General features: G+C 70.1%; 19 protein-coding genes. 13 read left to right on the top strand and 6 right to left on the bottom strand.

Annotated features, from left to right (window positions below; translation table 11 throughout):
- Positions 1-19 precede the first annotated feature (19 nt).
- Complete coding sequence (locus DES41_RS18015) at positions 20-745, bottom strand: GntR family transcriptional regulator (protein ID WP_114469063.1); 726 nt, start codon at positions 743-745, stop codon at positions 20-22.
- 169 nt (positions 746-914) lie between these two features.
- A complete protein-coding gene (locus tag DES41_RS18010) occupies positions 915-1,835 on the bottom strand; it encodes a LysR family transcriptional regulator (protein WP_114469062.1) in 921 nt (306 codons plus the stop codon).
- 119 nt (positions 1,836-1,954) lie between these two features.
- Between DES41_RS18010 and gcl the strand changes: the two genes are divergently transcribed.
- The 6 genes from gcl to DES41_RS17980 all read left to right on the top strand — a co-directional run bounded on the left by gcl (position 1,955) and on the right by DES41_RS17980 (position 11,664).
- Positions 1,955-3,751 (top strand): glyoxylate carboligase, encoded by a 1,797-nt coding sequence (gene gcl / locus DES41_RS18005; protein WP_114469061.1) that lies wholly within the window; start codon positions 1,955-1,957, stop codon positions 3,749-3,751.
- 10 nt (positions 3,752-3,761) lie between these two features.
- The gene (gene hyi / locus DES41_RS18000) at positions 3,762-4,535 is read left to right on the top strand and encodes a hydroxypyruvate isomerase (protein WP_114469060.1); all 774 of its coding nucleotides are present in this window, start codon (positions 3,762-3,764) and stop codon (positions 4,533-4,535) included.
- A gap of 19 nt (positions 4,536-4,554) precedes the next feature.
- On the top strand, positions 4,555-5,469 hold the full coding sequence (locus tag DES41_RS17995) for a 2-hydroxy-3-oxopropionate reductase (protein ID WP_114469059.1): 915 nt from the start codon (positions 4,555-4,557) through the stop codon (positions 5,467-5,469).
- Between the two features lie 119 nt (positions 5,470-5,588).
- A complete protein-coding gene (gene uraH / locus DES41_RS17990; RefSeq protein ID WP_114469058.1) occupies positions 5,589-5,948 on the top strand; it encodes a hydroxyisourate hydrolase in 360 nt (119 codons plus the stop codon).
- Positions 5,949-6,184: 236 nt separating this feature from the next.
- On the top strand, positions 6,185-7,663 hold the full coding sequence (locus tag DES41_RS17985) for a nucleobase:cation symporter-2 family protein (RefSeq protein WP_114469057.1): 1,479 nt from the start codon (positions 6,185-6,187) through the stop codon (positions 7,661-7,663).
- Positions 7,664-7,839: 176 nt separating this feature from the next.
- Complete coding sequence (locus DES41_RS17980) at positions 7,840-11,664, top strand: response regulator (RefSeq protein WP_114469056.1); 3,825 nt, start codon at positions 7,840-7,842, stop codon at positions 11,662-11,664.
- A gap of 447 nt (positions 11,665-12,111) precedes the next feature.
- On the opposite strand, the gene DES41_RS17975 is transcribed toward DES41_RS17980, so the two are convergent.
- Positions 12,112-12,501 carry an MAPEG family protein gene (locus DES41_RS17975; protein WP_114469055.1) on the bottom strand — a complete coding sequence of 130 codons (390 nt, stop codon included), beginning with the start codon at positions 12,499-12,501 and terminating at the stop codon, positions 12,112-12,114.
- A gap of 125 nt (positions 12,502-12,626) precedes the next feature.
- Between DES41_RS17975 and DES41_RS17970 the strand changes: the two genes are divergently transcribed.
- Positions 12,627-13,310, top strand: a complete 684-nt coding sequence (locus DES41_RS17970) for a response regulator transcription factor (protein ID WP_114469054.1) — start codon at positions 12,627-12,629, stop codon at positions 13,308-13,310.
- On the opposite strand, the gene DES41_RS17965 is transcribed toward DES41_RS17970, so the two are convergent.
- Both DES41_RS17965 and DES41_RS17960 read right to left on the bottom strand, forming a co-directional pair.
- Complete coding sequence (locus DES41_RS17965) at positions 13,311-17,267, bottom strand: response regulator (protein ID WP_114469053.1); 3,957 nt, start codon at positions 17,265-17,267, stop codon at positions 13,311-13,313.
- Between the two features lie 157 nt (positions 17,268-17,424).
- Positions 17,425-18,660, bottom strand: a complete 1,236-nt coding sequence (locus DES41_RS17960; protein ID WP_114469513.1) for a cyclic di-GMP phosphodiesterase — start codon at positions 18,658-18,660, stop codon at positions 17,425-17,427.
- A gap of 424 nt (positions 18,661-19,084) precedes the next feature.
- Between DES41_RS17960 and DES41_RS17955 the strand changes: the two genes are divergently transcribed.
- Positions 19,085-19,651 (top strand): restriction endonuclease, encoded by a 567-nt coding sequence (locus DES41_RS17955; protein WP_114469052.1) that lies wholly within the window; start codon positions 19,085-19,087, stop codon positions 19,649-19,651.
- Here DES41_RS17955 and ylqF read toward each other — a convergent pair.
- Entirely contained in the window at positions 19,648-20,595 is a 948-nt protein-coding gene (gene ylqF / locus DES41_RS17950; RefSeq protein WP_114469512.1) for a ribosome biogenesis GTPase YlqF, read from the bottom strand. The genes DES41_RS17955 and ylqF overlap by 4 nt on opposite strands.
- 224 nt (positions 20,596-20,819) lie before the next feature.
- Here ylqF and DES41_RS17945 point away from each other — a divergent pair, with 224 nt between their 5' ends.
- The 5 genes from DES41_RS17945 to DES41_RS17925 all read left to right on the top strand — a co-directional run.
- Entirely contained in the window at positions 20,820-21,632 is an 813-nt protein-coding gene (locus DES41_RS17945) for a class II aldolase/adducin family protein (protein ID WP_281277215.1), read from the top strand.
- A 47-nt stretch (positions 21,633-21,679) separates the two neighbouring features.
- The gene (locus DES41_RS17940; protein WP_114469050.1) at positions 21,680-23,242 is read left to right on the top strand and encodes an ABC transporter substrate-binding protein; all 1,563 of its coding nucleotides are present in this window, start codon (positions 21,680-21,682) and stop codon (positions 23,240-23,242) included.
- A gap of 80 nt (positions 23,243-23,322) precedes the next feature.
- Positions 23,323-24,297, top strand: coding sequence for an ABC transporter permease (locus tag DES41_RS17935; RefSeq protein ID WP_114469049.1), 975 nt, complete (start codon positions 23,323-23,325; stop codon positions 24,295-24,297).
- A gap of 13 nt (positions 24,298-24,310) precedes the next feature.
- Positions 24,311-25,153, top strand: coding sequence for an ABC transporter permease (locus DES41_RS17930; protein WP_114469048.1), 843 nt, complete (start codon positions 24,311-24,313; stop codon positions 25,151-25,153).
- A gap of 2 nt (positions 25,154-25,155) precedes the next feature.
- Positions 25,156-26,361: ATP-binding cassette domain-containing protein (locus tag DES41_RS17925; protein ID WP_245965796.1), on the top strand; the 1,206-nt coding region annotated here is incomplete at its 3' end.

The raw sequence follows: 26,361 nt of genomic DNA, 5'->3' as shown, positions 1-26,361 counted from the left end.
CACGTGTGTTCTTTCAGGTTCAGGTCTTGGGCCGCAGGACAGCGGCCAGGTCGGGGCTGCGGGGATCGAGCCGCAGGTTGCGCTCGACGCTGGTGATGTGCTGCTCCATGAGCTTGGCCGCGGCGCGGCCGTCGCGCTTCTCCAGCGCCTGGACGATCTCGATGTGCTCGGACTGCGAGTGCTCGGCCGAGTGGCCGCTCTGGTACATCAAGGCGATCAGCTGCGAGCGCGAGAGCAGGTCGGCGATGAGTTCGGCCAGCACCTCGTTGCCGAGCAGCCGCGCCAGGATCACGTGGAAGTCGGCCAGCAGCCGGGTGCGGCCGGTCACGTCGGACCGCTTGACCGCGTCGCGCTCGTCCTGCAGGTGCGCACGCAGCTGGGCGATCTGCGCGTCGGTGATGCGGGCCGCCAGCTCGCGCGCCATGCCGCCTTCCACCAGGCGGCGCAGCTCGAACACCTGGCGCGCCTCCTCCGCGCTCATCGTGGCCACGAAGGCACCGCGCGCCGGCAGCAGCGTGACGAGCCGGCTGCGCGCGAGCTGGTTCAGCGCCTGGCGCACGACCGTGCGCGAGACCGAGAACACGTCGGCGATCTGCTGCTCAACGAGCTTGGTGCCGGGCATCAGGCGCTGCTCGACGATGGCACCCGTGATGGACTCGACGATCTGGTCCGTCGTGCTGGGTGCATCGCGCGGCGTGCGCACCGGTTCCACCAGGCGCAGGGATGAGGCAGGCTTGCGGGGCATGATGGATTGAAGACGATTTATGCGTCTAATTGTGTACAGTAATTCAGGGCAACGCAAGTCCCGGATGGCCCAATGGGTATCCATTGGGCCGGTGTCCTCTCTGGCGCGCGCGGCTCCGCGCCGAGAAGGCGGCCGAAAAATCTGAATACAGGAAAGGGTGGAAATCGCCCTAGTCGCCCTGTGTCAGGTCGGCGACCCACCACTCGCCCTGCAGCTGCTGCTGCAGCCAGACGATGAAGGCCGTGACCTTGGCAGGCACCAGCTTGGGCGAGGGAAAGACGGCGTGCACCTCCTGCGAGGGCAGCGCATGGTCGGCCAGCAACTGCACGATGCTGCCGTCTGCATGCGAGGTGTTGGCCACGTACCAGGGCAGCACCGCCAGCCCCATGCCGGCGCGGCAGGCCGCCAGCAGGGCCGACAGGTTGTTGGACTTGAGCGTGGCACGCACGGGCACGGCCAGCTCCTCGCCCGCGGGCGTGACAAAGGGCCAGCGCGCATCGCCCTGCACGCTGCTGTAGACCAGGCAATCATGGCCGGCCAGGTCGGCCGGGCGCTGCGGCGTGCCGCGCGCCGTGAGATACGCCGGCGCACCGGCCAGCATCCAGGGGTTGCGGCCCAGGTAGCGTGCACCGAGCGAGGAATCGGCCAGCCGGCCCATGCGCACGGCCAGGTCCACGCCCTGCTCCACCAGGTTCACGTAGCGGTCGTCGAAGGACAGCTCGACCTGCAGCTGCGGATGCGCCTGCATGTAGCGCAGCACCAGCGGCACCAGCACGCGCCGGCCGAAGGCCACCGAGGTGTTGATGCGCAGCAGGCCGCTGCCGCCGCCTTGCACCAGCGCGGCCACGCTGTCGGCCTCGTCGGCATCGCGCACCAGGGCCTTGCAGCGCTCGTAGTACAGCAGGCCCACCTCGGTCGGCGTGACGCCGCGCGTGCTGCGGTGCAGCAGGCGCGCGCCCAGCCGGCGCTCGGCCTCGGCCACGGCCTTGGTGGCCGTGGGCTGGGTGGTGGCCAGCTCGGCCGCGGCCTTGCTGAAGCTGCCCGTCTCCACGACGCGCACGAACACCTGCATGGTCATCAATCGGTCCATGGCTGCAGTGTAGGCACGCCTATTCCGTCGCGGAATAGTTGATATCCAGTGGCAGGCGTTCACGCGGGGCGGCGCCGTCGCGACCATTGCCCTCGATTGCACCAACCAGGAGACCAGCAATGGCAAAGATGAAGGCGGCGATGGCCGCAGTGCTCGTGATGGAAAAAGAAGGCATCACCCAGGCCTTCGGCGTGCCCGGCGCCGCCATCAACCCGCTCTATGCGCAGCTGCGCGAGCGCCAGACCATCAGCCATGTGCTGGCGCGCCATGTCGAGGGCGCCTCGCACATGGCCGAGGGCTACACGCGGGCCAAGGCCGGCAACATCGGCGTGTGCATCGGCACCTCGGGCCCGGCCGGCACCGACATGGTCACCGGCCTGTACTCGGCCAGTGCCGACAGCATCCCGATCCTGTGCATCACCGGCCAGGCGCCGCGCGCACGGCTGCACAAGGAAGACTTCCAGGCGGTGGACATCACCAGCATCGTCAAGCCCGTGACCAAGTGGTCCACCACGGTGCTGGAGCCGGCCCAGGTGCCGCGCGCCTTCCAGCAGGCCTTCCACCTGATGCGTTCGGGCCGCCCCGGGCCGGTGCTGATCGACCTGCCGTTCGACGTGATGATGGCCGAGATCGAATTCGACATCGACACCTACTCGCCGCTGCCCGTCTACAAGCCAGCCGCCACGCGCGCGCAGATCGACAAGGCGCTGGACATGCTGGCCGAGGCCGAGCGCCCGCTGATCGTGGCCGGCGGCGGCATCATCAATGCCGACGCGAGCGAGCTGCTGGTGGAGTTCGCCGAGCTGACCGGCATCCCCGTGATCCCCACGCTGATGGGCTGGGGCACCATCCCCGACGACCACCCGCTCATGGCCGGCATGTGCGGCCTGCAGACCAGCCACCGCTACGGCAACGCCACCATGCTGGCGTCGGACTTCGTGCTGGGCATCGGCAACCGCTGGGCGAACCGCCACACCGGCAGCCCCGAGGTCTACTGCAAGGGCCGCAAGTTCATCCACGTCGACATCGAGCCCACGCAGATCGGCCGCGTGTTCGCGCCCGACTACGGCATCGTCTCCGATGCCAAGGCCGCGCTCGAGCTGTTCGTGCAGGCCGCACGCGAACGCGCCGCGCAACGCAAGCTGCCCGAGCGCTCCGCCTGGGCCGCCGAATGCCAGGACCGCAAGCGCGACATCCAGTACCTGCGCAAGACCAACTACGACAGCGTGCCCATGAAGCCGCAGCGCGTGTACCAGTGCATGAACAACGCCTTCGGCAAGGACGTGACCTACGTCTCCACCATCGGCCTGTCGCAGATCGCGGCCGCGCAGTTCCTGCATGTCTACGGCCCGCGCCAGTGGATCAACTGCGGCCAGGCCGGCCCGCTGGGCTGGACGGTGCCGGCAGCCCTGGGCGTGCGCGCCGCCGACCCGAGCCGCAAGATCGTCGCGCTGTCGGGCGACTACGACTTCCAGTTCATGCTGGAGGAGCTGGCCGTGGGTGCGCAGTTCAAGCTGCCCTACCTGCACATCGTGGTGAACAACAGCTACCTGGGCCTGATCCGCCAGAGCCAGCGCGGCTTCGGCATGGACTACTGCGTCCAGCTGGCCTTCGACAACATCAACACGCCGGCAGACGAGGCGGTGCGCAGCTACGGCGTGGACCACATCAAGGTGGTCGAGGGCCTGGGCTGCAAGGCCATCCGCGTGCACCGCCAAGAGGAGATCGCGCCGGCGCTGCGCCAGGCCGAGGCCTGGATGGAGGAGTACCGCGTGCCGGTCGTGGTGGAGGTGCTGCTGGAGCAGATCACCAACATCGCCATGGGCACCGAGATCGACAACGTGGTGGAGTTCGAGGAACTGGCGGCGAACAAGTCCGACGTGCCCACGGCCATCGCCGCGGCGATGCTGGACTGAGGGAGACGACATGCCCCGCTTTGCCGCCAACCTCTCGATGCTGTTCACCGAGGTGCCCTTCCTGGACCGCTTCGAACGCGCAGCGCACGCCGGCTTCCAGGCCGTCGAGTTCATGTTCCCCTACCCGTATTCGGCCGCCGACATCCTGGGCCGCATGCAGGAACACCGGCTGCAGCTCGTGCTGCACAACCTGCCGGCCGGCGACTGGGATGCCGGCGAGCGCGGCATCGCCTGCATCCCGGGGCGCGAGCGCGAGTTCCGCACCGGTGTGGGCCAGGCCATCGAGTACGCCCGCGTGCTCGGCGTGGGCCAGCTCAACTGCCTCGTCGGGAAGACGCCGCCCGGCGCGGACGCCGGCCGGGTGCACGCCACGCTCGTGGAGAACCTGCGCTATGCCGCGCTGCAGCTGGCCGATGCGGGCCTCAAGCTGCTCGTGGAGCCCGTCAACAGCTACGACATCCCGGGCTTCCACCTGAACCGCAGTGCGCAGACGCTGGCGCTGCTGGACGAGGTCGGCGCGCCCAACCTCTTCCTGCAGTACGACATCTACCACATGCAGCGCATGGAAGGCGAACTCGCGGCCACGCTCACCCGGCAGCTGCCGCGCATCGCCCACATCCAGCTGGCCGACAACCCTGGCCGCAACGAGCCGGGCACGGGCGAGATCAACTACCCCTTCCTGTTCGCCCACCTGGACCGCATCGGCTACTCCGGATGGATCGGCTGCGAATACAAGCCCGCGGGCCGCACCGAAGACGGCCTGGCCTGGATTCCCTCCCACTGACAACGACACGCTCTCAGACATGACTTCTTCCTCCCTCAAGATCGGTTTCATCGGCCTGGGCGTCATGGGCACGCCCATGGCAGGCCACCTCATCGCCGCCGGCCACCAGCTGTTCCTGCACACGCTGGGCAAGGTGCCGGCCGCGCTGGCCGAGACCAGTGCCACGCAGTGCACCTCGGCGCGCGGCGTGGCCGAGCGCGCGGACATCGTGGTCACCATGCTCCCGGACACGCCCGACGTGGCGGCCGTGCTGTTCGGCGAGGACGGCATGGCCGCGGGCCTGGCCACCCATGGCAAGGGCAAGCTGGTGATCGACATGTCCTCGATCTCTCCCGTGGAGACGCAGGATTTCGCGCGCCGCATCGAGGCCCTGGGCGCCGACTACCTGGACGCGCCGGTCTCCGGCGGCGACGTGGGCGCGCGCAACGCCACGCTGTCCATCATGTGCGGCGGCAAGCCCGAGGTGTTCGAGCGCGCCAAGCCGGTGCTCGCGCTGATGGGCAAGAACATCACGCGCGTGGGCGGCAGCGGCGACGGACAGTCCTGCAAGGTGGCGAACCAGATCGTCGTGGCGCTGACCATCCAGGCCGTTGCCGAAGGCCTGCTCTTCGCCGCACGCGCCGGCGCCGACCCGGCCCGCGTGCGCGAGGCCCTGCTGGGCGGCCTGGCCAGCTCGCGCATCCTCGAGGTGCTGGGCGAGCGCATGGTCGCGCGCACCGTGGAGCCGGGCTTCCGCATCGCGCTGCACCAGAAGGACCTGAACCTGGCCCTGGGTGCCGCACGCCAGCTGGGCCTGGCACTGCCGGGCACGGCCGGTGCGCAGCAGCTGCTCTCGGCCTGCGTGGCCCAGGGCGGCGCGGCCTGGGACCACTCGGGCATGGTGCGGGCGCTGGAAGCCCTGTCGCAGTTCAAGATCGGCGACAAGCCGGCCTGAGCCCGCCCGCCCCTCCCGGTACGGCGCTTGCATCGCCTCCGCGGCCGCGGAGGCGTGCAGGCGCCTTATCGCGTATACGATCCAGACTCTGCCCAACCTCTTCGAAAGGAACACCGACCATGGGACACCTGAGCACCCACGTCCTCGACACCGCCAACGGCTGCCCCGCCGCAGGCATGCTTGTGAAGCTGCAGCGCGTGCAGGCCGACGGCAGCGCGCAGACCGTCAAGACCATCACGCTCAACGCCGACGGGCGCAACGACGGCGGCCCGCTGCTGGACGCATCCACCATGGAAACCGGCCGCTGGCGCCTGGTGTTCGAGGTGGCGCCCTACTTCCGTGCGCGCGGCGTGGAGCTGCCCGAGCCCCCGTTCATCGACAGCGTGCCGCTCGACTTCGGCATCGCCGACAAGGCCGGCCATTACCACGTGCCGCTGCTCGTGAGTCCCTTCAGCTACAGCACCTACCGCGGTTCCTGAGCGCTATTCGTATGCGATCAGAGGGTTTATCCGGAGACAAAAAACACTCTAAGGTGTATACGATAAGCCTTATATCCAGGTCGCCGCGGGTCTCCTTCTCCAAGGGGTTTTGCGACCAGAGCTCCTCACAGAACCCGCTGTGGTGGGGGGAAGAACCGGCCGGCACTGGCCGCGGCTTCCCCCACTGAAAGCCGCCCAGCGCGCGTGCATTTTTGCGAAGTCCTGGAGACACCCCGATGACCACGCCCGCTGTCCACCCCGTGGATGAACGCCTGCCCACCGGCCGCCTGGCCGCGCTGGGCCTGCAACACGTTCTCGTGATCTACGCCGGCGCCGTCGCCGTGCCGCTGATCGTCGGCCGCGCGCTGCAGCTCTCGCCGCACCAGGTGGCCATGCTGATCAGCGCCGACCTGTTCTGCTGCGGCATCGTCACGCTGATCCAGTCCTTCGGCATGACGCGCTGGTTCGGCATCCGCCTGCCGGTCATGATGGGCGTGACCTTCGCGGCCGTCGGCCCCATGGTGGCCTTCGCCAACGCCATGCCCGGCGTGGAGGGCGCGCGCGCGATCTTCGGCGCCATCATCGGCGCGGGCGTCGTCTCCATGCTGATCGCGCCGGCCATCAGCAAGATGCTGCGCTTCTTTCCGCCCGTCGTGACGGGCACCATCATCGCCGTCATCGGCATCAGCCTGATGCGCGTGGGCGTGGGCTGGGCCATGGGCGGCCCGTCCTCGATGGCGCAGACCGTCAACGCCGACGCGCTGGTGCGCCTGGTGGACGCCACGCGCGCCGCCGCAGAAGCCAAGGGCGTGCCGGTGGGCCAGTTGCTCGGCCCGATCCCGATGCAGGACAACCCGAACTACGGTGCGCTCGACACCATGGGCATCGCCGCCGCGGTGCTGGTCTTCATCCTGCTGCTGGTGCGGTTCGGCCGCGGCTTCTTGGCCAACATCTCGGTGTTGCTGGGCATCGTGGCCGGCTGCGCGGTGGCCGTGGCCATGGGCAAGATGGACTTCCACAAGGTGGCCGAGGCGCACTGGTTCGACATCGTCACGCCGCTGGCCTTCGGCATGCCGACCTTCGACCCGGTGATGATCCTGACCATGACGCTGGTCATGGTGGTGGTCATGATCGAGTCCACCGGCATGTTCCTCGCGCTGTCGGACATCACGGGCAAGAAGATCTCGCAGGCCGACCTCGCCGCGGGCCTGCGCACCGACGGCCTGGGCACCGTCATCGGCGGGTTCTTCAACACCTTCCCGTACACCAGCTTCAGCCAGAACGTGGGCCTGGTCGGCGTGACCGGTGTGCGCAGCCGCTGGGTCTGCGTGGCCGGCGGCGTGATCATGGTGGTGCTGGGCCTGCTGCCCAAGATGGGCGCGCTGGTAGAGAGCGTGCCCACCTTCGTGCTGGGCGGCGCCGGCCTGGTGATGTTCGGCATGGTCGCGGCCACCGGCATCCGCATCCTGTCGGCGGTGGATTTCCGCGGCAACCGCAACAACCTGTACATCGTCGCGCTGGCCATCGGCTTCGGCCTGATCCCGCTGGTGGCGCCGCGCTGGATGCAGCAGATGGCCCATGGCCTGCACCCGCTGCTGGAGTCCGGCATCCTGCTGACGGCGATCGCCGCCGTGCTGCTCAACATCTATTTCAACGGCACCGGCGACAACACGGCCGATGCGATCGAGGCCGCCAAGGCGGCCGAGGCGCACTGAGCCGGCGGGGGCCTGCCGCGCCCGCCGGCAGCCCCCAGATCTTCCGGCCAAGAATCTGCCAGCGACACCGGCACGGGCAGCGGCACTGCCGCGCTCGTCGCCCTGTCCTACGTTCCCACGCCGGCGCCGCGCTTAGGCTCGGCGGTTCTGCAGCCGCCACGCCACGGAGGTTTGCCATGCCGCCCACGGACCCGCGCAGCCCACGCCTGAAGTTCGCCCAGCTGGCCTGTGCGCTGTCGGCGCTCATGGGCCTGGCGGCGCTGGCGGGCTGGGCCTTCGACCTGCCCGTCCTGCGCAGCGTGGTGCCGGGCGCGGTGCAGATGAAGGCCGACACCGCGCTGGGCCTGCTCGCCAGTTCAGCCGCCCTGTGGTTGCGCACCCGTCCCTCGCCTTCGAACGACCGCTGGGCCCTGGCCCTGGCCGCCGGCGTGGCCTTGCTCGCCCTCATGGCCCTGGCCGGATACCTGTTCGGCTGGAACCCCCGGCTGGACGAGGTGCTGTTCCGCCACCACGACACGGCCACGCACCAGGCGCGCGGCCACATGTCGCCCTACAGCGCCGTCGCCCTGACAGCCCTGGCCGGTGCCATCGCCGCCATGCCGCGCCCGCGGCTGCTGCCGCTGGCCCGCATCGCGGCGGCCCTGGTGGCCGGCGTCGGCATCGTGTCCTTCATCGGCTACCTCTGGGATGTCGGCGCCATCGCGACCGACCGCACCGTGCCACCAGTGGCCCTGCACACGGCCTGGGCCCTCCTGCTGCTGGGCACGGCGGCGCACCTGCTGGCGGCCACGCTGCACGCGCAGCCCGGCTCCCACGTGCGCAACCGCATCGAGACGCTGGTGCTGTCGGGCTTCATTCCCACGGCGCTGTTCGTGCTCATGGGCGGCGGCCTCACCTACACGACGGGTGCGCGCTTCGCCGACACGGCGCGCCTCATCGCCCACACGCAACAGGTGCGCGCGGAGCTGGCCGCCGTCTACGGCGCGATCGCCGATGCCGAGCTCGCGCGCCGCAACCAGATGCTGACGGGCGAGCGGAAGTTCTCGGCCGACTACGAGACCTGGGCGGTCGAGACCCGCCGCAACCTGGACGACGTGCGGGCCCTGGTCAACGACAACCCCGAGCAGCTGGCGCGCCATGCGCAGCTGACCCGGTTGGCCGAGACCCACCTGCGCATGCTGGACGCCCTGGGCACCGCGCTGCTCCGCGAGGGCGCGGCGCCCGCACGCGACATGCTGCGCAGCGAGAGCACGCGGCAGAACATGCAGGAGTTGCGCGATCGCGTGCAGCAGATGGACGCCGCCGAGGCCGCGCTGCTGGAAGCCCGCCTGCGCCGCGCCGAGTCGCAGCGCGATTCCACGCTGCTGGCGCTGCTGGTCACGCTGGTGCTGCTGACGGCGCTGTTCGTGCTGCTGTTCCGCGGCATCCGCCAGGAGGTCAAGGCCAGGGCCTTGGCCGAAGACCACCTCCAGCAACTCAACGCCGGGCTGGAGCAGCGCGTGCAGGAGCGCACCAGCGAACTGCAGTTCCAGCAGGCCTTCCTGCGCCGCGTGATCGACCTGAACCGCAACCTGATCTTCGCCAAGGACGCCGAGGGCCGCTTCGTGCTGGCGAACCAGGCGCTCGCCGAGGCCTATGGCACGGATGTGGAGTCCCTGGTCGGACGCAGCGAGCTGGACTTCAACCCCGACCGCGAACAGGTACTGCGCTTCTTCGCCGCCGACCGGCAGGTCATCGAGAGCGGCCGCGACCTCTTGATCGACGAGGAACAGCTGGTCGCCGCCGATGGCAGCGTACGCTGGTTCAGCACCATCAAGCGGCCCATCCTGTCGCTGGACGGGCGCCAGCACGTGCTGCTTGGCGTGGCCACCGACATCACCAAGCGCAAGGAGGCAGAGGACGGACTGCGCCAGATGGCCGCCACGCTGGAGCAGCGCGTGCAGGAGCGCACACTGGCCCTGCAGCAGGCCAATGCGGCGCTGGTGGGGGCGCGCCAGGAGGCCGACGCCGCCAGCCGCACCAAGTCGGCCTTCCTGGCCAACATGAGCCACGAGATCCGCACGCCGATGAACGCCATCATCGGCCTGACGCACCTGCTCGCGCGCGACGCGCGCGACCGCACCCAGCGCGAGCGGCTGGACAAGGTGGGCGCCGCCGCCCAGCACCTGCTGCAGGTCATCAACGACATCCTGGACATCTCCAAGATCGAGGCCGGCAAGCTGACGCTGGAGCAGATCGAGTTCTCGCTGGACGGCGTGATGGCCCGCGCCATCGAGCTGGCGGCCGGCCCGGCCCGCGACAAGGGACTGGAGCTGATCCTGGACCAGGACCACCTGCCGCGCCGCCTGCGCGGCGATCCCACACGCCTGTCGCAGATCCTCATCAACCTCGTGACCAACGCCGTCAAGTTCACCGAGACGGGCTGGGTGCGCGTGCGCGGCGCGGTCGCCCGCGAAGATGCGGAGCGGCTGCTCGTGCGCTTCGAGGTACAGGACACCGGCCCCGGCATCTCGCACGACCGCCAGGCGGCGCTGTTCAACGCCTTCGAGCAGGCCGACAACTCCTTCTCTCGGCGCCACGGCGGCACGGGCCTGGGCCTGGCCCTGTCGCGCCAGCTGGCACGCGCGATGGACGGCGACGCCGGCGTGGAGAGTGCGCCGGGCTCCGGCAGCACCTTCTGGTTTACGGCCTGGCTGGGCCGCGCAGCGCAGGCGCCGCGCGCCGCCATCCAGCCGGTGCTGCAGGGCCTGCGCGCGCTCGTCATCGACGACCTGCCCGAGGCCCTGGCCGTCATCGGCGAGCAACTGCAGCTGCTGGGTGTGCAGGTCGATGCGGTGGGCGGGTGCGAGGAAGCGGTGCGCCGCATCGAGACGCGCATGGCAGCGCGCCAGGCCTACGACGTGCTGCTGATCGACTGGCGCATGGAGCCTGCCGACGGTATCGAGACCCTGGAGCGGCTGCGCGCGCTGCTGGGCGACGGCATCCCGCCCAGCATCCTGGTGACGGCCTTCGACGAGCCGAGCCTGGTGGCACGCGCCCGTGCCGCGCATTTCGATGCGGTGATGCTCAAGCCGCTCACCTCCGCCGCGCTGCAGGAACGCCTGGTCGAGCTGCTGCGCAGCGCGCACACCGAGGCCGAGCCGGCCGGACTGCATGCCTCCAATGCCGCCAGCCTGCTGCAGCAGCGCCACGCAGGCCAGCGCATCCTGCTGGCCGAGGACAACCCCGTGAACCGGGAGGTGGCGCAGGACCTGCTCCATCTCGTGGGCCTGGTGGTGGAGACCGCGTGGGACGGCGGCCGCGCCGTGGAGATGGCGCTGTCACGCCAGTACGACCTGATCCTCATGGACGTGCAGATGCCGGTGATGGACGGCACCGAGGCCACGCGCGCGATCCGCCAGCGCGATGGCGACGGCACGCCCATCGTCGCCATGACCGCCAACGCCTTCGCCGAGGACCGCCAGGCCTGCCTGGACGCGGGCATGAACGACCACGTGGGCAAACCCGTCGACCCCGAGGCCCTGTACGGCAAGCTGCTGCGCTGGCTGCCGCTGCGCGAACCGGCCTCCTCCGGCCTGCAGCCGTTGCCACAGGCCGGCGGCACGCTGCACGGCGAGCCGCTGCAGGCGCGGCTGGCGCGCGTGCCAGGCTACGACGTGGAGCAGGCGCTGCGCCATGTGGCCGGGCAGATGCCCATCCTTGAGCGTGCACTGGGCCGCTTCGTGGAAACCTATGCCCATGGGCTGCCGGAGCTGCTGGACACCAGCGGCACGCCGGCGGAGGTCGTCGCGCGCTGGCGCAAGGTCTGCCATTCGGTGCGCGGCGCCCTGACCACGGTGGGCGCGCCCGCGCTGCTGCAGGCGCTGCGCAGCTTCGAGCGGCAGCTGGGCGACGGCGCCGCACCTGCCACGCTGGCCGGGCCGGGCCTGCAGCTGCACCGCGACCTCGTGCAGCTGGTGCGCCGCCTGGCGCGCGAACTGGGCCACGGCGGCCCGGCCTGACAAACGTCCGGCCACGGGCCCAACGCGCTGCGCCGGGATGCAGCCTGCCGCGTCTGGCGCCACCAGCCGCGCACCCGTCGCAGCGCACGGCTGTGTGGTAGGACAGCACCACATTCGGGCGATCCCCAACACAAAAGTTACAAGAACTGTTTCAAAATTCGGCCGTTGCAAACAAGGAGATCCATGCCGTTGCCGATGCGGTTCGCGGCGCTCGGCTGTGGCACGGTGCCCGCTGCGGCGGGATTTGCCGGCCCCGGGCACGGCCGAGGCCAAGCCCTCGCCCATGGCCGGGCTGCGCGGCCCGGCCGTCGGAGCGGACCGGCGCCGGCCAACGGCGACAGCCTGCCGGCCGTTCCCCGCAGCGCGCGCATCCATCCCGGCCAGGCCCGTCCTGCGCCCCGCACCGGCACCGGCAACGCGGGCGCTGGCGCGCGCCTCGGAACGGCGTCAGCGCACGAAGAACAGCGCCACGCTGACCGCCACCCCCGCGGTCCAGGCCAGGCTGCGCAGGGTGCTCTTGTCGCGGATGTAGCACGAGACATAGACCACGCGCAGCAGCACATAGGCCAAGGCGAGCGCGTCGATGCGCGCCTGCGTGGCCCCGAACTGGTGGGCCGCCAGCACGCCGGCCATGAACAGCGGCAGCCCTTCGAAGCCGTTGTGCTGCGCCGCCAGCGCGCGGGCGCGCCAGCCGCCCTGGCGTGCCGCCCACGCGCGCGGCGTGTGGTTGTCGCCAGGGCCGAAGGCACCGGCCTTGGCGATCCAGGCAGTCACGTAGGGCAGCACCGCGGCGGCCAGCAGGCACCAGTAGGCCAGCGTCAGATGGTGGGTCGGCATGGGAAGCGGTCTCCTCGGGGTGGCAGATGGGCCGCGATTGTCATCGCCGGCCCCGGCCCCGCTACCGCAGGGCGGCGCAGGACCGCTGCACGTGCCGGCATTCCGATGTTTTAGAAGGAGCAAGAATGCACATCGCCATCCTGGAGGACGACCCGGTGCAGCGCGAACTGCTGACGCTGCTGGTGCAGCAGGGCCGCCACACCTGCAAGGGCTTCGAGACGGCCGCCATGTTCCAGGCCGGCGTACAGGCCGAGACCTTCGATCTGGCACTGATCGACTGGATGCTGCCCGACGGCAACGGCGGAGAGGTGCTGCAATGGCTGCGCAAGACCGTCGGCTGGCAACTGCCCTGCATCGTCATCACCGCGCGCGAGGAGGAACCCGTCACCGTGGCGGCCCTGGAGGCCGGTGCCGACGACTACATCGTCAAGCCGGCCAAGCCGCTGGAACTGCTGGCGCGCATCACCGCCGCCTCGCGCCGCGCCCGCCCCGGCCAGTTGCCGGTGCTGCGCGCGGGCGAGTACGAGATCGACATCACCCGCCAGCGCCTGGCCATGGCCGGCCAGCCCATGGAGCTCACGCAAAAGGAGTTCGACCTGGCGGTGTGCCTGTTCCAGAACATGGGCAAGCTGCTCTCGCGCGACTTCCTGCTCGACAAGGTCTGGGGCGTGTCGACCGAGGTCGACGCGCGCACCGTGGACACCCACGTCAGCCGGCTGCGCCGCAAGCTCAAGCTGGACGGCACGCACGGCTGGAAGATGGTCTCGGTCTACGGCTTCGGCTACCGCTTCGAGCGCGTGGACGGCTGATCAGAGAAGACGCTGCGCCACGGCGGCGACGAGGGCGTCGAGTTCGGTGCGCAGTTCGTCCACCGGGGCCTGCAGTTCCTGCTCTGGCGTGCCCTTGGCCAGTGCGGCCTCCACGGCCGCGCTCATCTCGCGCAGCCGGCCGGCGCCGATCATGCCGACCACGCCGCGCAGGCCGTGCAGCGCCCGCGCCAGCGCGGTGCGGTCGCCCTCCTCCAGCAGCCGTGCCAGCGTGGCGCCGGTGGCGGCATAGTGGGTGACGAACTGCTGCAGCACGCGCAGCAGGATGTCGCTCTGGCCAGCCGCGTACTCCAGCGCCTGCGGCAGGTCGATCAGCGCGGCCATGCGCGCGACGGTGTCGGCCGAGCTGGCCGGCGTGGCCGGTGCCGCCGCCACGGCCGGGGCCGGTAGCGGCGCGGGGCTCGGCACGGTGGGCAGCACGGGCTCCTGCACGGCCAGAGGTGCCGGCGGCCGGCCCTCGCCGAGCCGCGCCGGCAGCCAGCGCAGCAGCGCGGCGTGCAGCTCGCGCGGGTCCACGGGCTTGGCCAGGTGCTCGTTCATGCCGGCATCCAGGCAGGCCTGGCGGTCCTCGGGAAAGGCGTTCGCAGTCATCGCGATGATGGGCAGCTGCGCCAGCGCCGGCTCCCGGCGGATGCGTCGCGTGGCCTCCAGGCCGTCCAGGTGCGGCATCTGCACGTCCATCAGCACCAGGTCGTAGGGCCGGCTGCGCACCATCTCCAGCGCCTGGGCGCCATCGCCGGCCACTTCCACGTGCACGCCGGCGGCATGCAGCAGCTGCGCGGCCACCTCCTGGTTGACCAGGTTGTCCTCGGCCAGCAGCACACGCGCACCGGCCGTTCCGGCCAGCAGCGTCTGCGGCCTGGCCTGGGTGTCGACGGCGCCGGCGTCGGCCACCAGGCGCAGCAAGGTGTCGCGCAGGAGGCCGGCCGTGACCGGCTTGGCGAGCACGGCGCCGAAGCCGGCGTCGCGCGCCAGCTGGTGCAGCGACGCGCGGTCGTGCGTGGCCAGCAGCACCATGGCGCGCGGCGGCGCCAGCGCGGCCAGGCGGGTGCCGGCCCGCACGCCATCCATGCCCGGCATGGCGCCATCGAGCAGCAGCAGCTCGTAGGGCTGGCCGACCTGCACCGCCTGCTCCGCCTGGTGCAGCGCCTGGGCGCCGTCCGGTGCCGTGTCGGCCGCCATGCCCAGGCTGCGCAGCAGCTCGGCCAGCGTGTCGCGTGCCTCGGGCAGGTCGTCCACCACCAGCGCGCGCAGGCCCTGCAGCGGCGCGGGTGGCGGCACCGGCGCCGCCTGGACGATGCCCAGGCGCGCGGTGAACCAGAAGCGGCTGCCGCTGCCGGGCTGGCTCTGGGCGCCGGCTTCGCCGCCCATCTGCTCGGCGATGCTCCGCGTGAGCGCCAGCCCCAGGCCGGTACCGCCGTGGCGCCGCGTGCTGGTGCCGTCGGCCTGGGCGAAGGGCGTGAACAGCCGGCCGAGGTCGTCTGCGGCGATGCCGATGCCGGTGTCCTGCACGGCAAAACGCAGCAGGAGCTCGCCGCCGTCCTGGCTCAGCAGTTCCACGCGCAGCATGACCAGGCCGCGCTCGGTGAACTTCACGGCGTTGAACAGCAGGTTCAGCAGCGCCTGCAGCAAGCGGGCGGCGTCGCCGCGCAGCAGGTCGGGCATGGGCTCGACATGCAGCACCAGCTCGATGTCTTTCTCGCGCGCAGCGTCCACCACGGCAGCGCAGCTGCGCGCGAGCAGGCCGTCGAGCGAGAAATCGGCCTGGTCCAGGCGCAGCTGGCCCGACTCGATGCGCGACAGGTCGAGGATGTCGTTGAGCTGCTGCAGCAGCTGGCTGGCGGCGCCGACGATGCGGCCGAGCTGCTGCTGCTGCGCCGGGTCGTCGATCTCGCGGCGCAGCAGGTGCGCGAAGCCCAGGATGGCGTTGAGCGGCGTGCGGATCTCGTGGCTCATGTTGGCCAGGAAGATGGTCTTGGCCTGGTTGGCCGCGTTGGCGCGGTCGCGTGCCTGCTCCAGTTGCTCGTGGCGCTCGTGCAGCAGCAGTTCGGCCTGCTTGTCGCGCGTGATGTTGGTGGACAGCACCACGAAGCCCTTGACCTCGCCCTCGCGCCGGTCGGGGATGTACTGCACGCGCGTGTCGGCGCGTTCGCCGCGCACGCTGTACTCGGTCTGCTCGAATTCCTGCGGCGTGCCGGCGAGCGCTGCGGCGACGCGCGGCGCTGCGCGTTCGGCGAAGGCGGTGCCGCGCAGCTCGACCAGCGTGCGGCCGATCACCGCCTCGTCGGCTTCGCCGAACCACTCCCGCTGCGTGCGGTTCACGAAGCGGCAACGCAGGCTGCTGTCCCAGTAGACCAGCCGGCCCGGCACGCTGTCGGCCACGAGGTGGGCGAAGCGCTCGGCCTCCTGCAGCTGGGCGTTCAGGGCCTGCATGCGCTGCTCGGCCTGGGTGCGCTCTTGCAGCATGGCGGTCAGCTCACGCGTGCGCGACTGCACCTCGCGCTCGAGCTGCTCCAGCGCCTGGCGCTGGCTCTGCTGCTGCTCCGTGACGTCGGTGAACGAGCAGACCACGGCGCTCAGCGCGCCGTCCGGACTGCCGTGCACGGGTTCGGCGTTCACGCACAGCCACTGGCGCCGGCCGTGGCGGTCGGTGCGCGCCACCAGCACGTCGCGCCGGGCCTGGCCGTCGGCCAGCACACGGCCCACCGGCGTCTGGGCGGGCACCACCGGCTGGCCTTGCGGGTCGTGCAGCACCAGGCCCCAGGCCTTCGGGTGCGTGCCCAGCATGTCTTCGGCGCGCAGGTCCAGCAGGCGTTGGGCGGCGGGATTGACCGCGGTGACCAAGCCCTGCGCGTCGTAGGCGATCAAGCCTTCGTTCAGCGAGGCCAGCAGCGAGCGGTGGAACTCCTCGCTGCGCGCAAGCGCCTGGTTGGCCTGGCGCACGTCGTGCACGTCGCTGCTGGTGCCGAACCAGCGCGTGGGCCGGCCCCCGGTGCCCCCGACCGCGCCGAACCGCACGTTGCACCAGCGGTAGCTGCCATCGGCGCGGCGCAGCCGGAAGTCGGACAGGCGATCGGTGCCGCTGGCCTGCAAGGCGCGCCATTCGCCGAGCACGGTCGGGCGGTCGTCCGGATGGATCAGCTCGAGCCAGCCGCCGCCCAGCAGTTCGCGCAAGGGTTTGCCGCTGAAGCGGGCCCAGCGTTCGTTGAGGTATTCGGACTGCGCGTCGGCATCGCAGATCCAGACCATCTGCGGCAGCAGGTCGAGCATCTGGCGGTGCTGGGCAGCCTCGGTGCGCAGCGCCGCTTCGAGCTTGCGCCAGCGCCACTCCCAGCGCCAGGCCGCCGCCAGGCCCACCAGCAGCAGCGCAGCCAGCGCCGACCAGGCCAGCGCATAGCGCCGCTGCTGCACCGCGCGCGACTGCGCCAGGCGGCCTTCGCTCTGGGTCTCCACGCGCTCGGCCTCCTGCAAGAGGGCCGCCAAGGCCGACCGGCCAGGCCCGGCGTCCGCGCCGGTCCAGGGCGAGCGTGCCAGCGCCATGCCGGCCCACTGCGCATGCAGCGCCTGGGCCTGTTCAGACAGCGTGTTGGGCAGGCTCAACGGCTCGCCCGCCACGCGCTGGCCCAGCACGTTCACGCGCTCCAGCGCATACAGCCACGCGGCGCGTTCGGCCGCGTCGTGCGGCGCGTCGCCCTCGGCGGGGCGGGCCTGCAGACGCGGTGCCAACTCGGCCCGCACCACGGCCAGCTGGCGCAGCGGGCGCATCTGCTGCTCGAAGTGGTCGGCCTGGAAGCGGTCCATCGCGGCCAGCCCGAGCGAGGCCAGTGCCGCCACCAGCCAAAGGACCAACGCCGCACGCAGCAGCAACCGCGGCGTCACAGGCGGCTGCACGCGCGCCAACGCGGGAAACGGGCCTTCGGTGCGGAGGGGGTGTGGCATGCGCGCATGGCCTTCAGGAACAGGATGGCGAATTGGGCCCCAGACCGGCGCCGCAAATGTGGCGCAACTGTGGTGCCAGGGGCCAGGGCCGGGCCCTGGCGGGGCCGGCCGGGGCTTGCCGCCGGCCAGGTGTCTGCGCCGCCACGGTTACCCCCTTTTACGCGCCGGACTGGAGCCTCTTCAGGCCGCAGAGCTCGTCGAGGTCGGTGAAGCGCCAATCGGACGGCGACTCGTAGCGCTCGATGGCGTCACCCAGGGCGGCATCGGCCAGGTCGACCTCGCGCGGGTAGACCCGCACGTTGGACGCCAGGTCGAAGAAGGCCTTGACCCGCGGCGCCAGCAGGTTGGCGGCGTTCTGCTCGACGACCACGGCGAGCCGCCCCGAGCGCAGCCGCACCAGGGAGCCGATCGGGTAGATGCCCACCGTGCGCACGAAGGCCTGGAACACCTTGGGGTCGAAATGGCCCTTCCACTGCACCATCTGGCGCAAGGACTCCGCCGGGCTCCAGGCGCGCTTGTAGGGCCGGTCGGAGGTGATGGCGTCGTAGACATCGCAGATGGCGCCCATCTTGGCCACGGTGCTGATCTGCTCGCCGGCCAGGCCGTGGGGGTAGCCCGTGCCGTCGACCTTCTCATGGTGGTGCAGGCAGACGTCCAGCACCACCGGCCCGGCGCCGCCACCTTCCGTGAGCAGCGCGTGGCCGCGCACCGGATGGCTGCGCATGACGCGGAATTCTGCGTCCGACAACTTGCCGGGGCGGTTCAGGATCTCCAGCGGCATGGCGGCCTTGCCGACGTCGTGCAGCATGCCGGCCAGGCCGACCTTGCGCAGCAGCCTGTCGTTCAGGCCAAGCTGGCGCCCCAGCCCGATCATGAGCGCGCACACCGCCACCGAGTGCATGTACGTGTATTCGTCGTGGCGCTTCAGGCGCGCAACGCTGATGAGGGCATGCGGCTTGGAGATGACCGACTCGCAGATCTCGTCGACCATGCTTTCGCATCCGGGCAGGTCGAGCGCCTTGCCCAGCCGCGCATCGGAGAACATCGTCGTGATCTTGGGCAGCGAGCGGTGGATGAGCTCCAGCGCCTGCCCCACATCGTCGCCGCTCTCCGGCACGGTGGGCATCAACGGTGCAGGCATGGTCGCGAAATGCTCCAGCTCCTGCTCCACCATGACCCTGACCTGCGCCTCGGGAATGCCGGTTTCGATGTCCAGGCCCTTGTCGGTATCGATCCAGAGCTCGTGGACGCCGCTCTGGCGCACCTTGGACAGCTGGGCCTCGGTCGCGAGCAGGAATTTCGCGCGCCAGAACGGGTGGTCCATCCACGAACCACAGAACTCCTGCACGTACATCCCCAGCCGCAGCTGCGCGGACGGAATTTTCTTCAGCATGAACTTCGGCTGCCAGAGGGCGAGCGCGCCGTTGTTTGCAGCCATGGCGCTTGCTGCCATGCTTTCACGGAGGCGCCGGCGTTCAGCCGTTCGACGATCCCGAAGTTCTTCTGACGCATCCTCGCCCTCCAGTTGAGCACGGCCGTGCGTGATGCCACTGCCGTGCGGTGCTTGACCGGCCGCCTCCCACAGCATGCCGAAGCGGGTCGATTCTCTGGAGAAGGAGCGCCCGATTGTGGCGACACTGTGAAAGCCGGACGGGCCGGCCGGGCCGGACGGGCTGGCGACCGGCCGGCTGCCACCGTTGGGGCGCACCCGCAGCCTGCATGCCGGCATGGCGGCAACCAGCGGCCCGTTGCACAGCCGTGGCGTGCTACAAACCCCCCCTTTTCCAACACCTCCGAGACGCCCGAGGCGCCCCCGCATGAAACTGAAGATGGCCGAAAACTCGCTGTTCGCGATCCTGCTGCGCTCGCGCTGGTGGATCAGCCTGGCGATCGCCTGCGGCTTCGTGCTGGTCAGCGCGGCGCTGCTGCCGCGCGAATACGCGCTGGCCGGCGCGCTGGGCGGCATGCCGTTCGCCATTATCGGCGCCATCGCGCTCAAGCGGCAGTGGGGCGCGCCGAGCGCGGCCATGGTCGAGGCGCAACTGGCGCGCGCCGCCGGCATGTCGTGGAACGAGTTCGCTGCGGCGCTGGAGTCGGCCTACCGCCAAGCCGGCTACGAGGTGAAGAAGACCACCGGCGGCGCCGACTTCGTGCTCGACAAGGGCGGGCGCACCACGCTGGTCAGCGCCAAGCGCTGGAAGGCGGCGCGCCAGGGCGTGGAGCCGCTGCGCGAGCTGGATGCCGCACGCCAGGCCAAGGACGCCGATGCGGCGGTGTTCCTGTCACTGGGCGCGCTCAGCGACAACGCCTTGGCGTTTGCCAGGCAGGCGCCGATCCGGGTGATCCAGGGGGCGGACCTGGCCGTGCTGCTGAAAGCAGGCTAGGCCTCGGAAGCGTCGGGCGCCCCGCGCTGCGGCGCCTTCTTCTGCTTGCGCGCCGCCTGCTTCTCCGCCCGCGCCGCATCCGCCACCTCGGCCTGCGCGCGCCACTCCGCGAACTCCTCCAGCGTCTCCAGCGTCACACGGCCCCAGGCGCTGCTGCGGAAGTCGTGGATGGCGATCTCGGCGGCCTTCTGCAGGTCCGGCCGGCCGCCTGGCAGCAAGGGCGCGCGCCTGCGGCCGATCTCGGCCAGCACGGCCTCGTCGTTCAGGCCGTCCATGTCCTTGAGCTTGTAGCGTTCGCGCAGCCGCTCCGGATAGCGCCCCAGCATCTGCGTGAGCAGGGCCAACGCGACCTCGACATCGTCGTAGGCGTTGCGGCCGACCGCACCGCTGGCAGCCAGCAGCTCGCCGCTCTGCGCGATGGCGATGCGCGGCCACAGCATGCCCGGCGTGTCGTAGAGGTAGAAATCGTCCTCCAGCACGATGCGCTGCTCGGTCTTGGTGACGCCGGCCTCGTCGCCGGTCTTGGCCTTGCGCTGGCCGCGCAGGCTGTTGATCAGCGTGGACTTGCCCACGTTGGGAATGCCGCAGACCAGCACGCGCATGGGCTTGGCCATGCCGCCGCGGTTGGGCGCCAGCGCGCGGCAGGCCGGGGCCAGTGCGCGGATCGGCGCGGCCATGCCCGAGTCCAGCGCGATGGCATTGGTGCCGGCCTCGGCCTGGTAGTGCGCCAGCCAGCGCGCGGTCTGCTCCGGATCGGCCAGGTCCTGTTTGGTCAGCAGCTTGAGCGACGGCTTGCCCCGGGTCAGTTCGGCGATCAGCGGGTTGGCGCTGGAGCCGGGCAGGCGCGCATCCAGCAGTTCCATCACCACGTCGATCTCGGGCAGGCGCTCGGCAATCGCCTTGCGCGTCGAGTGCATGTGACCGGGAAACCATTGGATGGACATGCGGAGCGGACTTTCGTTGCGGATGCGGGGCCGGATTGTCGGCCAAGTGGCGGCGCGCGGTTTTTGCACGTCTCGCGTGCGCCAGTGCACGTCGATGGTGCGCGTTTCGGTCTCGCGCACCGCCAGCAACGCCGATTGCCGGGTTTCTGCGGATGTTTGGGCTGGCACGGGATCTGCATCATGTCAGCTGTCGACAGATGACAGAACACACTTCCGGAGAATCCGTGGAAACAGCAGAACGCACCGCCCCGGCCGCACGCCCCGCCAGTCGCCCCGCCATGTCGGCGGCCGAGCGCCAGGTCCGTGAAGACCTGGCCGCCGCCTACCGGCTCGTCGCCCTCTACGGGATGGACGACAGCATCTACACCCACATCTCGGCGCGCGTGCCCGGCACGGAAGACCAATTCCTGATCAACCCGTTCGGCATGCTGTTCCGCGACATCACGGCGTCCTCGCTCGTGAAGATCGACCTGGACGGCAACATCGTCGAGCCCGGCGAATGGGATGTGAACCCGGCCGGCTTCACCATCCACAGCGCCGTGCACGCGGCCCGGCACGATGCCGCCTGCGTGCTGCACACCCACACGGTGGCCGGCGTGGCGGTGTCCTCGCTGGCCGGCGGCCTGCATCCCTGCAACCAGTGGGCGCTGCAGTTCCACAACCGCGTGACCTACCACGCGTTCGAGGGCATCGCGCTGGACCACGCCGAGCGCGAGCGCCTGGTGGCCGACCTGGGCCCCACCTCGCGCGCGCTGATCCTGCGCAACCACGGCCTCGTGACGCTGGGCCGCACGGTCTCCGAGGCCTTCATCCTCATGCACAACCTGGAGCGTGCCTGCCGCGTGCAGGTCGCCATCCAGAGCACCGGCCAGGCCGTGAACCCGGTGCCCGAAGAGGTCTGCGAACTGACGGCGCAGCAATACGCCAGCGGCGACACCAACCGCCTGGCCGCGGTGCCCACCGACCCCTATGCCCGCGAATGGCGCGCACTGCTGCAACGGCTGGAGCCGGCCAGCACTGCCTCGTTCCGCGACTGAATCCTCCTTCCTTCCCAGCCCTCCCCCACATAGAAAGGCCTGCACCGATGAAACGCCGCCACCTGATCCAAGCCGTCCCCGCTGCGCTGGGCCTGTCCATCGCCGGGGTGCCCCTGATGAGCCTGGCCCAGGCGAAGAAAGGCGTCGTCAACGTGCTGGTCCAGCCCGAGCCGCCGGGCCTGATGATGGGCATCGTGCAGAACGGCCCCACCCAGCTGGTCGCCGGCAACATCTACGAAGGCCTGCTGCGCTACGACGAGAAGCTCGCGCCCCAGCCCCAGCTGGCGACTTCGTGGACGGTGAGCCCGGACAGCAAGACCTACGTCTTCAAGCTCAAGCCCAACGTGAAGTGGCACGACGGCAAGCCCTTCACGGCCGACGACGTGGTGTTCTCGTGCGACGTGTTCCTGCGCAAGACGCATGCGCGCTTTCGCGCCAGCCTGGCCCATGTGGAATCGATCAAGGCACTGGACCCGCTCACGGTGGAGTTCAAGCTCAAGCAGCCGTTCGGCCCCTTCATGGGCATCTTCGAGAACGGCACCATGCCCATGGTGCCCAAGCACATCTACGAAGGCACCGACTTCCTGACCAACCCGGCCAACGCCACGCCCATCGGCACCGGTCCGCTCAAGTTCAAGGAATGGTCCAAGGGCTCCTACATCCACCTGGTGGCCAACGAGAACTACCACCAGGCCGGCGTCGTCAGCGTGGAGAGCGTCTACTTCCACGTGATCCCCGACGCCGCCGCGCGCGCCGCGGCCTTCGAATCAGGCAAGGTCGACATCGCCCCGGGCGGCACGGTGGAGTATTTCGACGTGAGCCGTTTGTCCAAGCTGCCGGGCGCCTCGGTCACCACCAAGGGCTGGGAGTTCTTTGCGCCGCACAGCTGGCTGTGGATGAACAACCGCACCAAGCCGATGGACAACGTGAAGTTCCGCCAGGCCATCTGGACCGCCATCGACCGCGAGGCCATGGCCAAGATCGCCTGGTACGGCTACGCCAAGCCGGCCACCGGCCCGTTCAACAGCCACATCGCCTTCGCCAGCGAGGACGTGGCCAAGTACCCGCGCGACCTGGCCAAGGCCAAGAAGCTGCTGGCCGAATCGGGCTACAAGGGCGAGACGCTGCGCCTGTTGCCCCTGCCCTACGGTGAATCCTGGCAGCGCCAGGCCGAGATCGTGCGCCAGAACCTCACGCAGGCCGGCGTCAAGATCGAGATGGTGGCCACCGACGTGGCCGGCTGGAACCAGCGCTGCAACGAGTGGGACTTCGATCTCGCCTTCACCTACGTCTACCAGTACGGCGACCCGGCCCTCGGCGTGGGCCGCAACTACACCAGCGACAACATCGCCAAGGGCTCGCCGTTCAACAACGTGGCCGGCTACACCAATGCCAAGGTCGACGAGCTGTTCGCCGCCGGTGCCAAGGAAGGCGATCCGGCCAAGCGCAAGGCGCTGTACCTGGAGGCGCAGAAGATCCTGGTCGACGAGGTGCCCGTGGCCTGGCTGCACGAGATCAACTTCCCGACGCTGTACCGCAGCAAGATCCAGAACATCGTCTCGTCCGGCATCGGGCTGAACGACAGCCTGGGCCGCATCAAGGTCGCCTGACCGGGCTGGCCTGATCTTTCCCTCCCCGCATGCGGCGGCCTGGCCAGGCCGCGCCGCCGCATGCCCGACCCGAGCCCGCGATGAAACGACTCCAGTTCATGTCCGTGCGTGTCCTGCAAGGCCTGTTGGCCCTGCTGGTGATCGCGACCGCCAACTTCATGCTGGTGCGCGCCGCGCCGGGCGACCCGGTCTCCATCATGGCCGGCGAGGCCGGTGCGTCCGACCCGCAGTTCGTGGCCCAGCTGCGCGCGCAGTTCGGGCTCGACCAGCCGCTGCCCACGCAGCTGGCCAATTACCTCGGCCATGTGGTGCAGCTCGACCTGGGCTACTCCTACCGCCAGCAGCAGCCCGTGGCCACGCTGATCCTGGAACGCCTGCCCGCCACGCTGCTGCTGACCGGCACCGCCTTCGCGCTGTCGCTGGCCATGGGCATCGGCCTGGGCGCGCTGGCCAGCCGCAACGCCGGCAAGTGGCTCGACAGCGCCATCACCGTGGTGGCGCTGGTGTTCTACGCCACGCCGCTGTACTGGCTGGCGATGATGGCCGTGCTGCTGTTCACCGTGCAGCTGGACCTGCTGCCGGCCTTCGGCTTCTTCACCGTCGGCGCCGACCTCAGCGGCCCGGCCAAGTGGCTGGACATCGCCAAGCACCTGATCCTGCCCGCCGGCACGCTGGGCCTGTTCTACATGGCCGTCTACGCCCGCATGACGCGCGCCGCCATGCTCGAGGTGGCGCAGATGGATTTCGTCAAGACCGCCCGCGCCAAGGGCGTGCGCCCCGGCCGCATCCAGCGCAGGCACATCCTGCGCAACGCGCTGCTGCCGGTGGTCACGCTGGCCGGCATCCAGGCCGGCGGCATGATCGGCGGCGCCGTGCTGACGGAGACCGTGTTCGCCTGGCCCGGCATCGGCCGGCTCATGTTCGACGCCCTGCTGCAGCGCGACTACAACCTGCTGATGGGTTGCTTCCTGTTCACCGCGGCCATGGCCGTGCTGTTCAACCTGATCACCGACTTCGTCTACACCCTGGTCGATCCCCGCATCGAACTGGGCTGAGGAGCAACACACCATGAAAAGCAGTTTCTGGCGGCGCTTTTGCCGCAACAAGGGCGCCGTGTTCGGCCTCATCGTGCTGATGCTGGTGGCGCTGGTCACCGTGCTCGGCCCCTTCATCGCCCAGAACAATCCCTGGGACATGGTCGGCATGCCGTTCGCCCGGCCCTGGGCCGAACAAGGCCTGCCACTGGGCTCGGACACCATGGGCCGCGACATCTTCGCGGGCATCGTGGCCGGCGCCCGCGTCTCGCTGCTGATCGGCGTGGTCTCCACCGTGGTGTCGCTCCTGATCGGCGTGTCGATCGGCGCCATCTCGGGCTACTTCGGCGGCTGGGTCGACGCCACGTTGATGCGCTTCACCGAACTGTTCCAGGCCATCCCGAGCTTCGCACTGGCCATCGTGCTGGTGGCCATCTTCGAGCCCTCGGTCGGCTCCATCGTGGCGGCGATCGCGGTGGTCTCCTGGCCACCCGTGGCGCGCCTGGTGCGCAGCGAGTTCCTCACCCTGCGCCAGCGTGATTTCGTGGCCGCCGCCCAGCTGGCGGGCCAGTCCACGCCGCGCATCATCCTCACGCAGATCCTGCCCAACGCGGCCTCGCCCATCGTGGTGATGGCCTCGCTGATGGTGGCCACCGCCATCCTGCTCGAATCGTCGCTGAGCTTCCTCGGCCTGGGCGACCCGAACCAGATGAGCTGGGGCTACATGGTGGGTTCGGCCCGCACCGTGCTGCGCCAGGCCTGGTGGATGGCGGTGTTCCCGGGCCTGGCGATCCTGCTCACGGTGCTGGCGTTGAACCTGGTCGGCGAAGGACTCAATGACGGCCTGAACGCGCGCGCCGACGGGAGAGGGAAATGAAAATGGAAAAGATGGAACTGCCCGTGCTGGACATCCAGAACCTGGACATCCGCCTGCCCCGGGGCGCCGACCGTGAACTCGCCGTGCAAGGCGCCTCGCTGCAGCTGCTGCAGGGCCAGACGCTCTGCGTGGTCGGCGAGTCCGGCTCGGGCAAGTCCATGATCGCCAACGCCATCATGGGCCTGCTGCCGCGGCCGCATGTGGAACCGGTGGCCGGCAAGATCCTGTTCGACGGCAAGGACCTGCTGCAGCTCAATGAAGGCCAACTGCGCGAACTGCGCGGCCGGCGCATGGGCATGGTGTTCCAGGAACCCATGACGGCGCTGAACCCCGTCATGCGCATCGGCGAGCAGATCGCCGAGGTGTTCGATGCGCACGTGAGCCTGTCCGCAGCCGAGAAGCGCCAGCGCATCCTCGCCGCACTGGCCGACGTGGGCCTGCCCGAGCCCGAGGTGCTGATCGACAGCTACCCCTTCCGCCTGTCCGGCGGCCAGCGCCAGCGCGTGATGATCGCCTGCGCACTGGTGCTGGAGCCGGCCCTGTTGATCTGCGACGAGCCCACCACCGCGCTGGACGTGACCACGCAGGCGCAGATCCTGAAGCTCATCCGCGAGCTGCAGCAGCGCAAGGGCACGGCCGTGCTGTTCATCACGCACGACTTCGGCGTGGTCTCCGAGATCGCCGACCAGGTCGTCGTGATGCAGACCGGCCAGGTGGTCGAGGCCGGCCCCGCCGCCGCCGTGCTGGCGCGCCCGCAGCACGCCTACACGCGCAAGCTGATCGCCGCCATCCCGAACGGGCAGGTGCGCGCCACGGCCGAAGACCGCGAGATCGAACATGTGCTGCAGGTGCAGGACCTGCGCAAGACCTACGTGACGGGCGGCAGCCTGTTCAAGAAGGGCCGGCGCGTCGAGGCCGCCAAGGGCCTGTCGTTCGACGTGCGGCGCGGCGAGACCCTGGGCCTGGTGGGCGAATCCGGCTCGGGCAAGTCCACCGTGGGCCGCTGCATCGTCGGCCTGGCGCCGTTCGACAGCGGGCGCATCCTGTTCAAGGGCCGCGCGCTGCAGCCGGGCGCGCAGTTCCGCCAGCAGACGCAGGGCAAGATCCAGATGGGGTGGATTCAACCGGTCGACGCAACACCTTCAATCAAGGAGGTGTCTATGGGCCGACCGGCGGGTTGGATGCAGAGGTTGACGGGGCGTGGCGCG

Origin of the sequence: Pseudorhodoferax soli, from assembly GCF_003337555.1 — a bacterium.
GTDB classification, from domain to species: Bacteria; Pseudomonadota; Gammaproteobacteria; order Burkholderiales; family Burkholderiaceae_C; genus Pseudorhodoferax; species Pseudorhodoferax soli.
Note: the sequence above shows the minus strand (reverse complement) of the source record. Positions and strands in the feature narration are given on the sequence as shown.

Excerpts from the sequence above, each read along its gene's own strand:
- DES41_RS18015 (WP_114469063.1), bottom strand. The coding sequence starts at position 745 with ATGCCCCGCAAGCCTGCCTCATCCCTGCGCCTGGTGGAACCGGTGCGC.
- DES41_RS18010 (WP_114469062.1), bottom strand. The coding sequence starts at position 1,835 with ATGGACCGATTGATGACCATGCAGGTGTTCGTGCGCGTCGTGGAGACG.
- gcl (WP_114469061.1), top strand. The coding sequence starts at position 1,955 with ATGGCAAAGATGAAGGCGGCGATGGCCGCAGTGCTCGTGATGGAAAAA.
- hyi (WP_114469060.1), top strand. The coding sequence starts at position 3,762 with ATGCCCCGCTTTGCCGCCAACCTCTCGATGCTGTTCACCGAGGTGCCC.
- DES41_RS17995 (WP_114469059.1), top strand. The coding sequence starts at position 4,555 with ATGACTTCTTCCTCCCTCAAGATCGGTTTCATCGGCCTGGGCGTCATG.
- uraH (WP_114469058.1), top strand. The coding sequence starts at position 5,589 with ATGGGACACCTGAGCACCCACGTCCTCGACACCGCCAACGGCTGCCCC.
- DES41_RS17985 (WP_114469057.1), top strand. The coding sequence starts at position 6,185 with ATGACCACGCCCGCTGTCCACCCCGTGGATGAACGCCTGCCCACCGGC.
- DES41_RS17980 (WP_114469056.1), top strand. The coding sequence starts at position 7,840 with ATGCCGCCCACGGACCCGCGCAGCCCACGCCTGAAGTTCGCCCAGCTG.
- DES41_RS17975 (WP_114469055.1), bottom strand. The coding sequence starts at position 12,501 with ATGCCGACCCACCATCTGACGCTGGCCTACTGGTGCCTGCTGGCCGCC.
- DES41_RS17970 (WP_114469054.1), top strand. The coding sequence starts at position 12,627 with ATGCACATCGCCATCCTGGAGGACGACCCGGTGCAGCGCGAACTGCTG.
- DES41_RS17965 (WP_114469053.1), bottom strand. The coding sequence starts at position 17,267 with ATGCCACACCCCCTCCGCACCGAAGGCCCGTTTCCCGCGTTGGCGCGC.
- DES41_RS17960 (WP_114469513.1), bottom strand. The coding sequence starts at position 18,660 with ATGCTGAAGAAAATTCCGTCCGCGCAGCTGCGGCTGGGGATGTACGTG.
- DES41_RS17955 (WP_114469052.1), top strand. The coding sequence starts at position 19,085 with ATGAAACTGAAGATGGCCGAAAACTCGCTGTTCGCGATCCTGCTGCGC.
- ylqF (WP_114469512.1), bottom strand. The coding sequence starts at position 20,595 with ATGTCCATCCAATGGTTTCCCGGTCACATGCACTCGACGCGCAAGGCG.
- DES41_RS17940 (WP_114469050.1), top strand. The coding sequence starts at position 21,680 with ATGAAACGCCGCCACCTGATCCAAGCCGTCCCCGCTGCGCTGGGCCTG.
- DES41_RS17935 (WP_114469049.1), top strand. The coding sequence starts at position 23,323 with ATGAAACGACTCCAGTTCATGTCCGTGCGTGTCCTGCAAGGCCTGTTG.
- DES41_RS17930 (WP_114469048.1), top strand. The coding sequence starts at position 24,311 with ATGAAAAGCAGTTTCTGGCGGCGCTTTTGCCGCAACAAGGGCGCCGTG.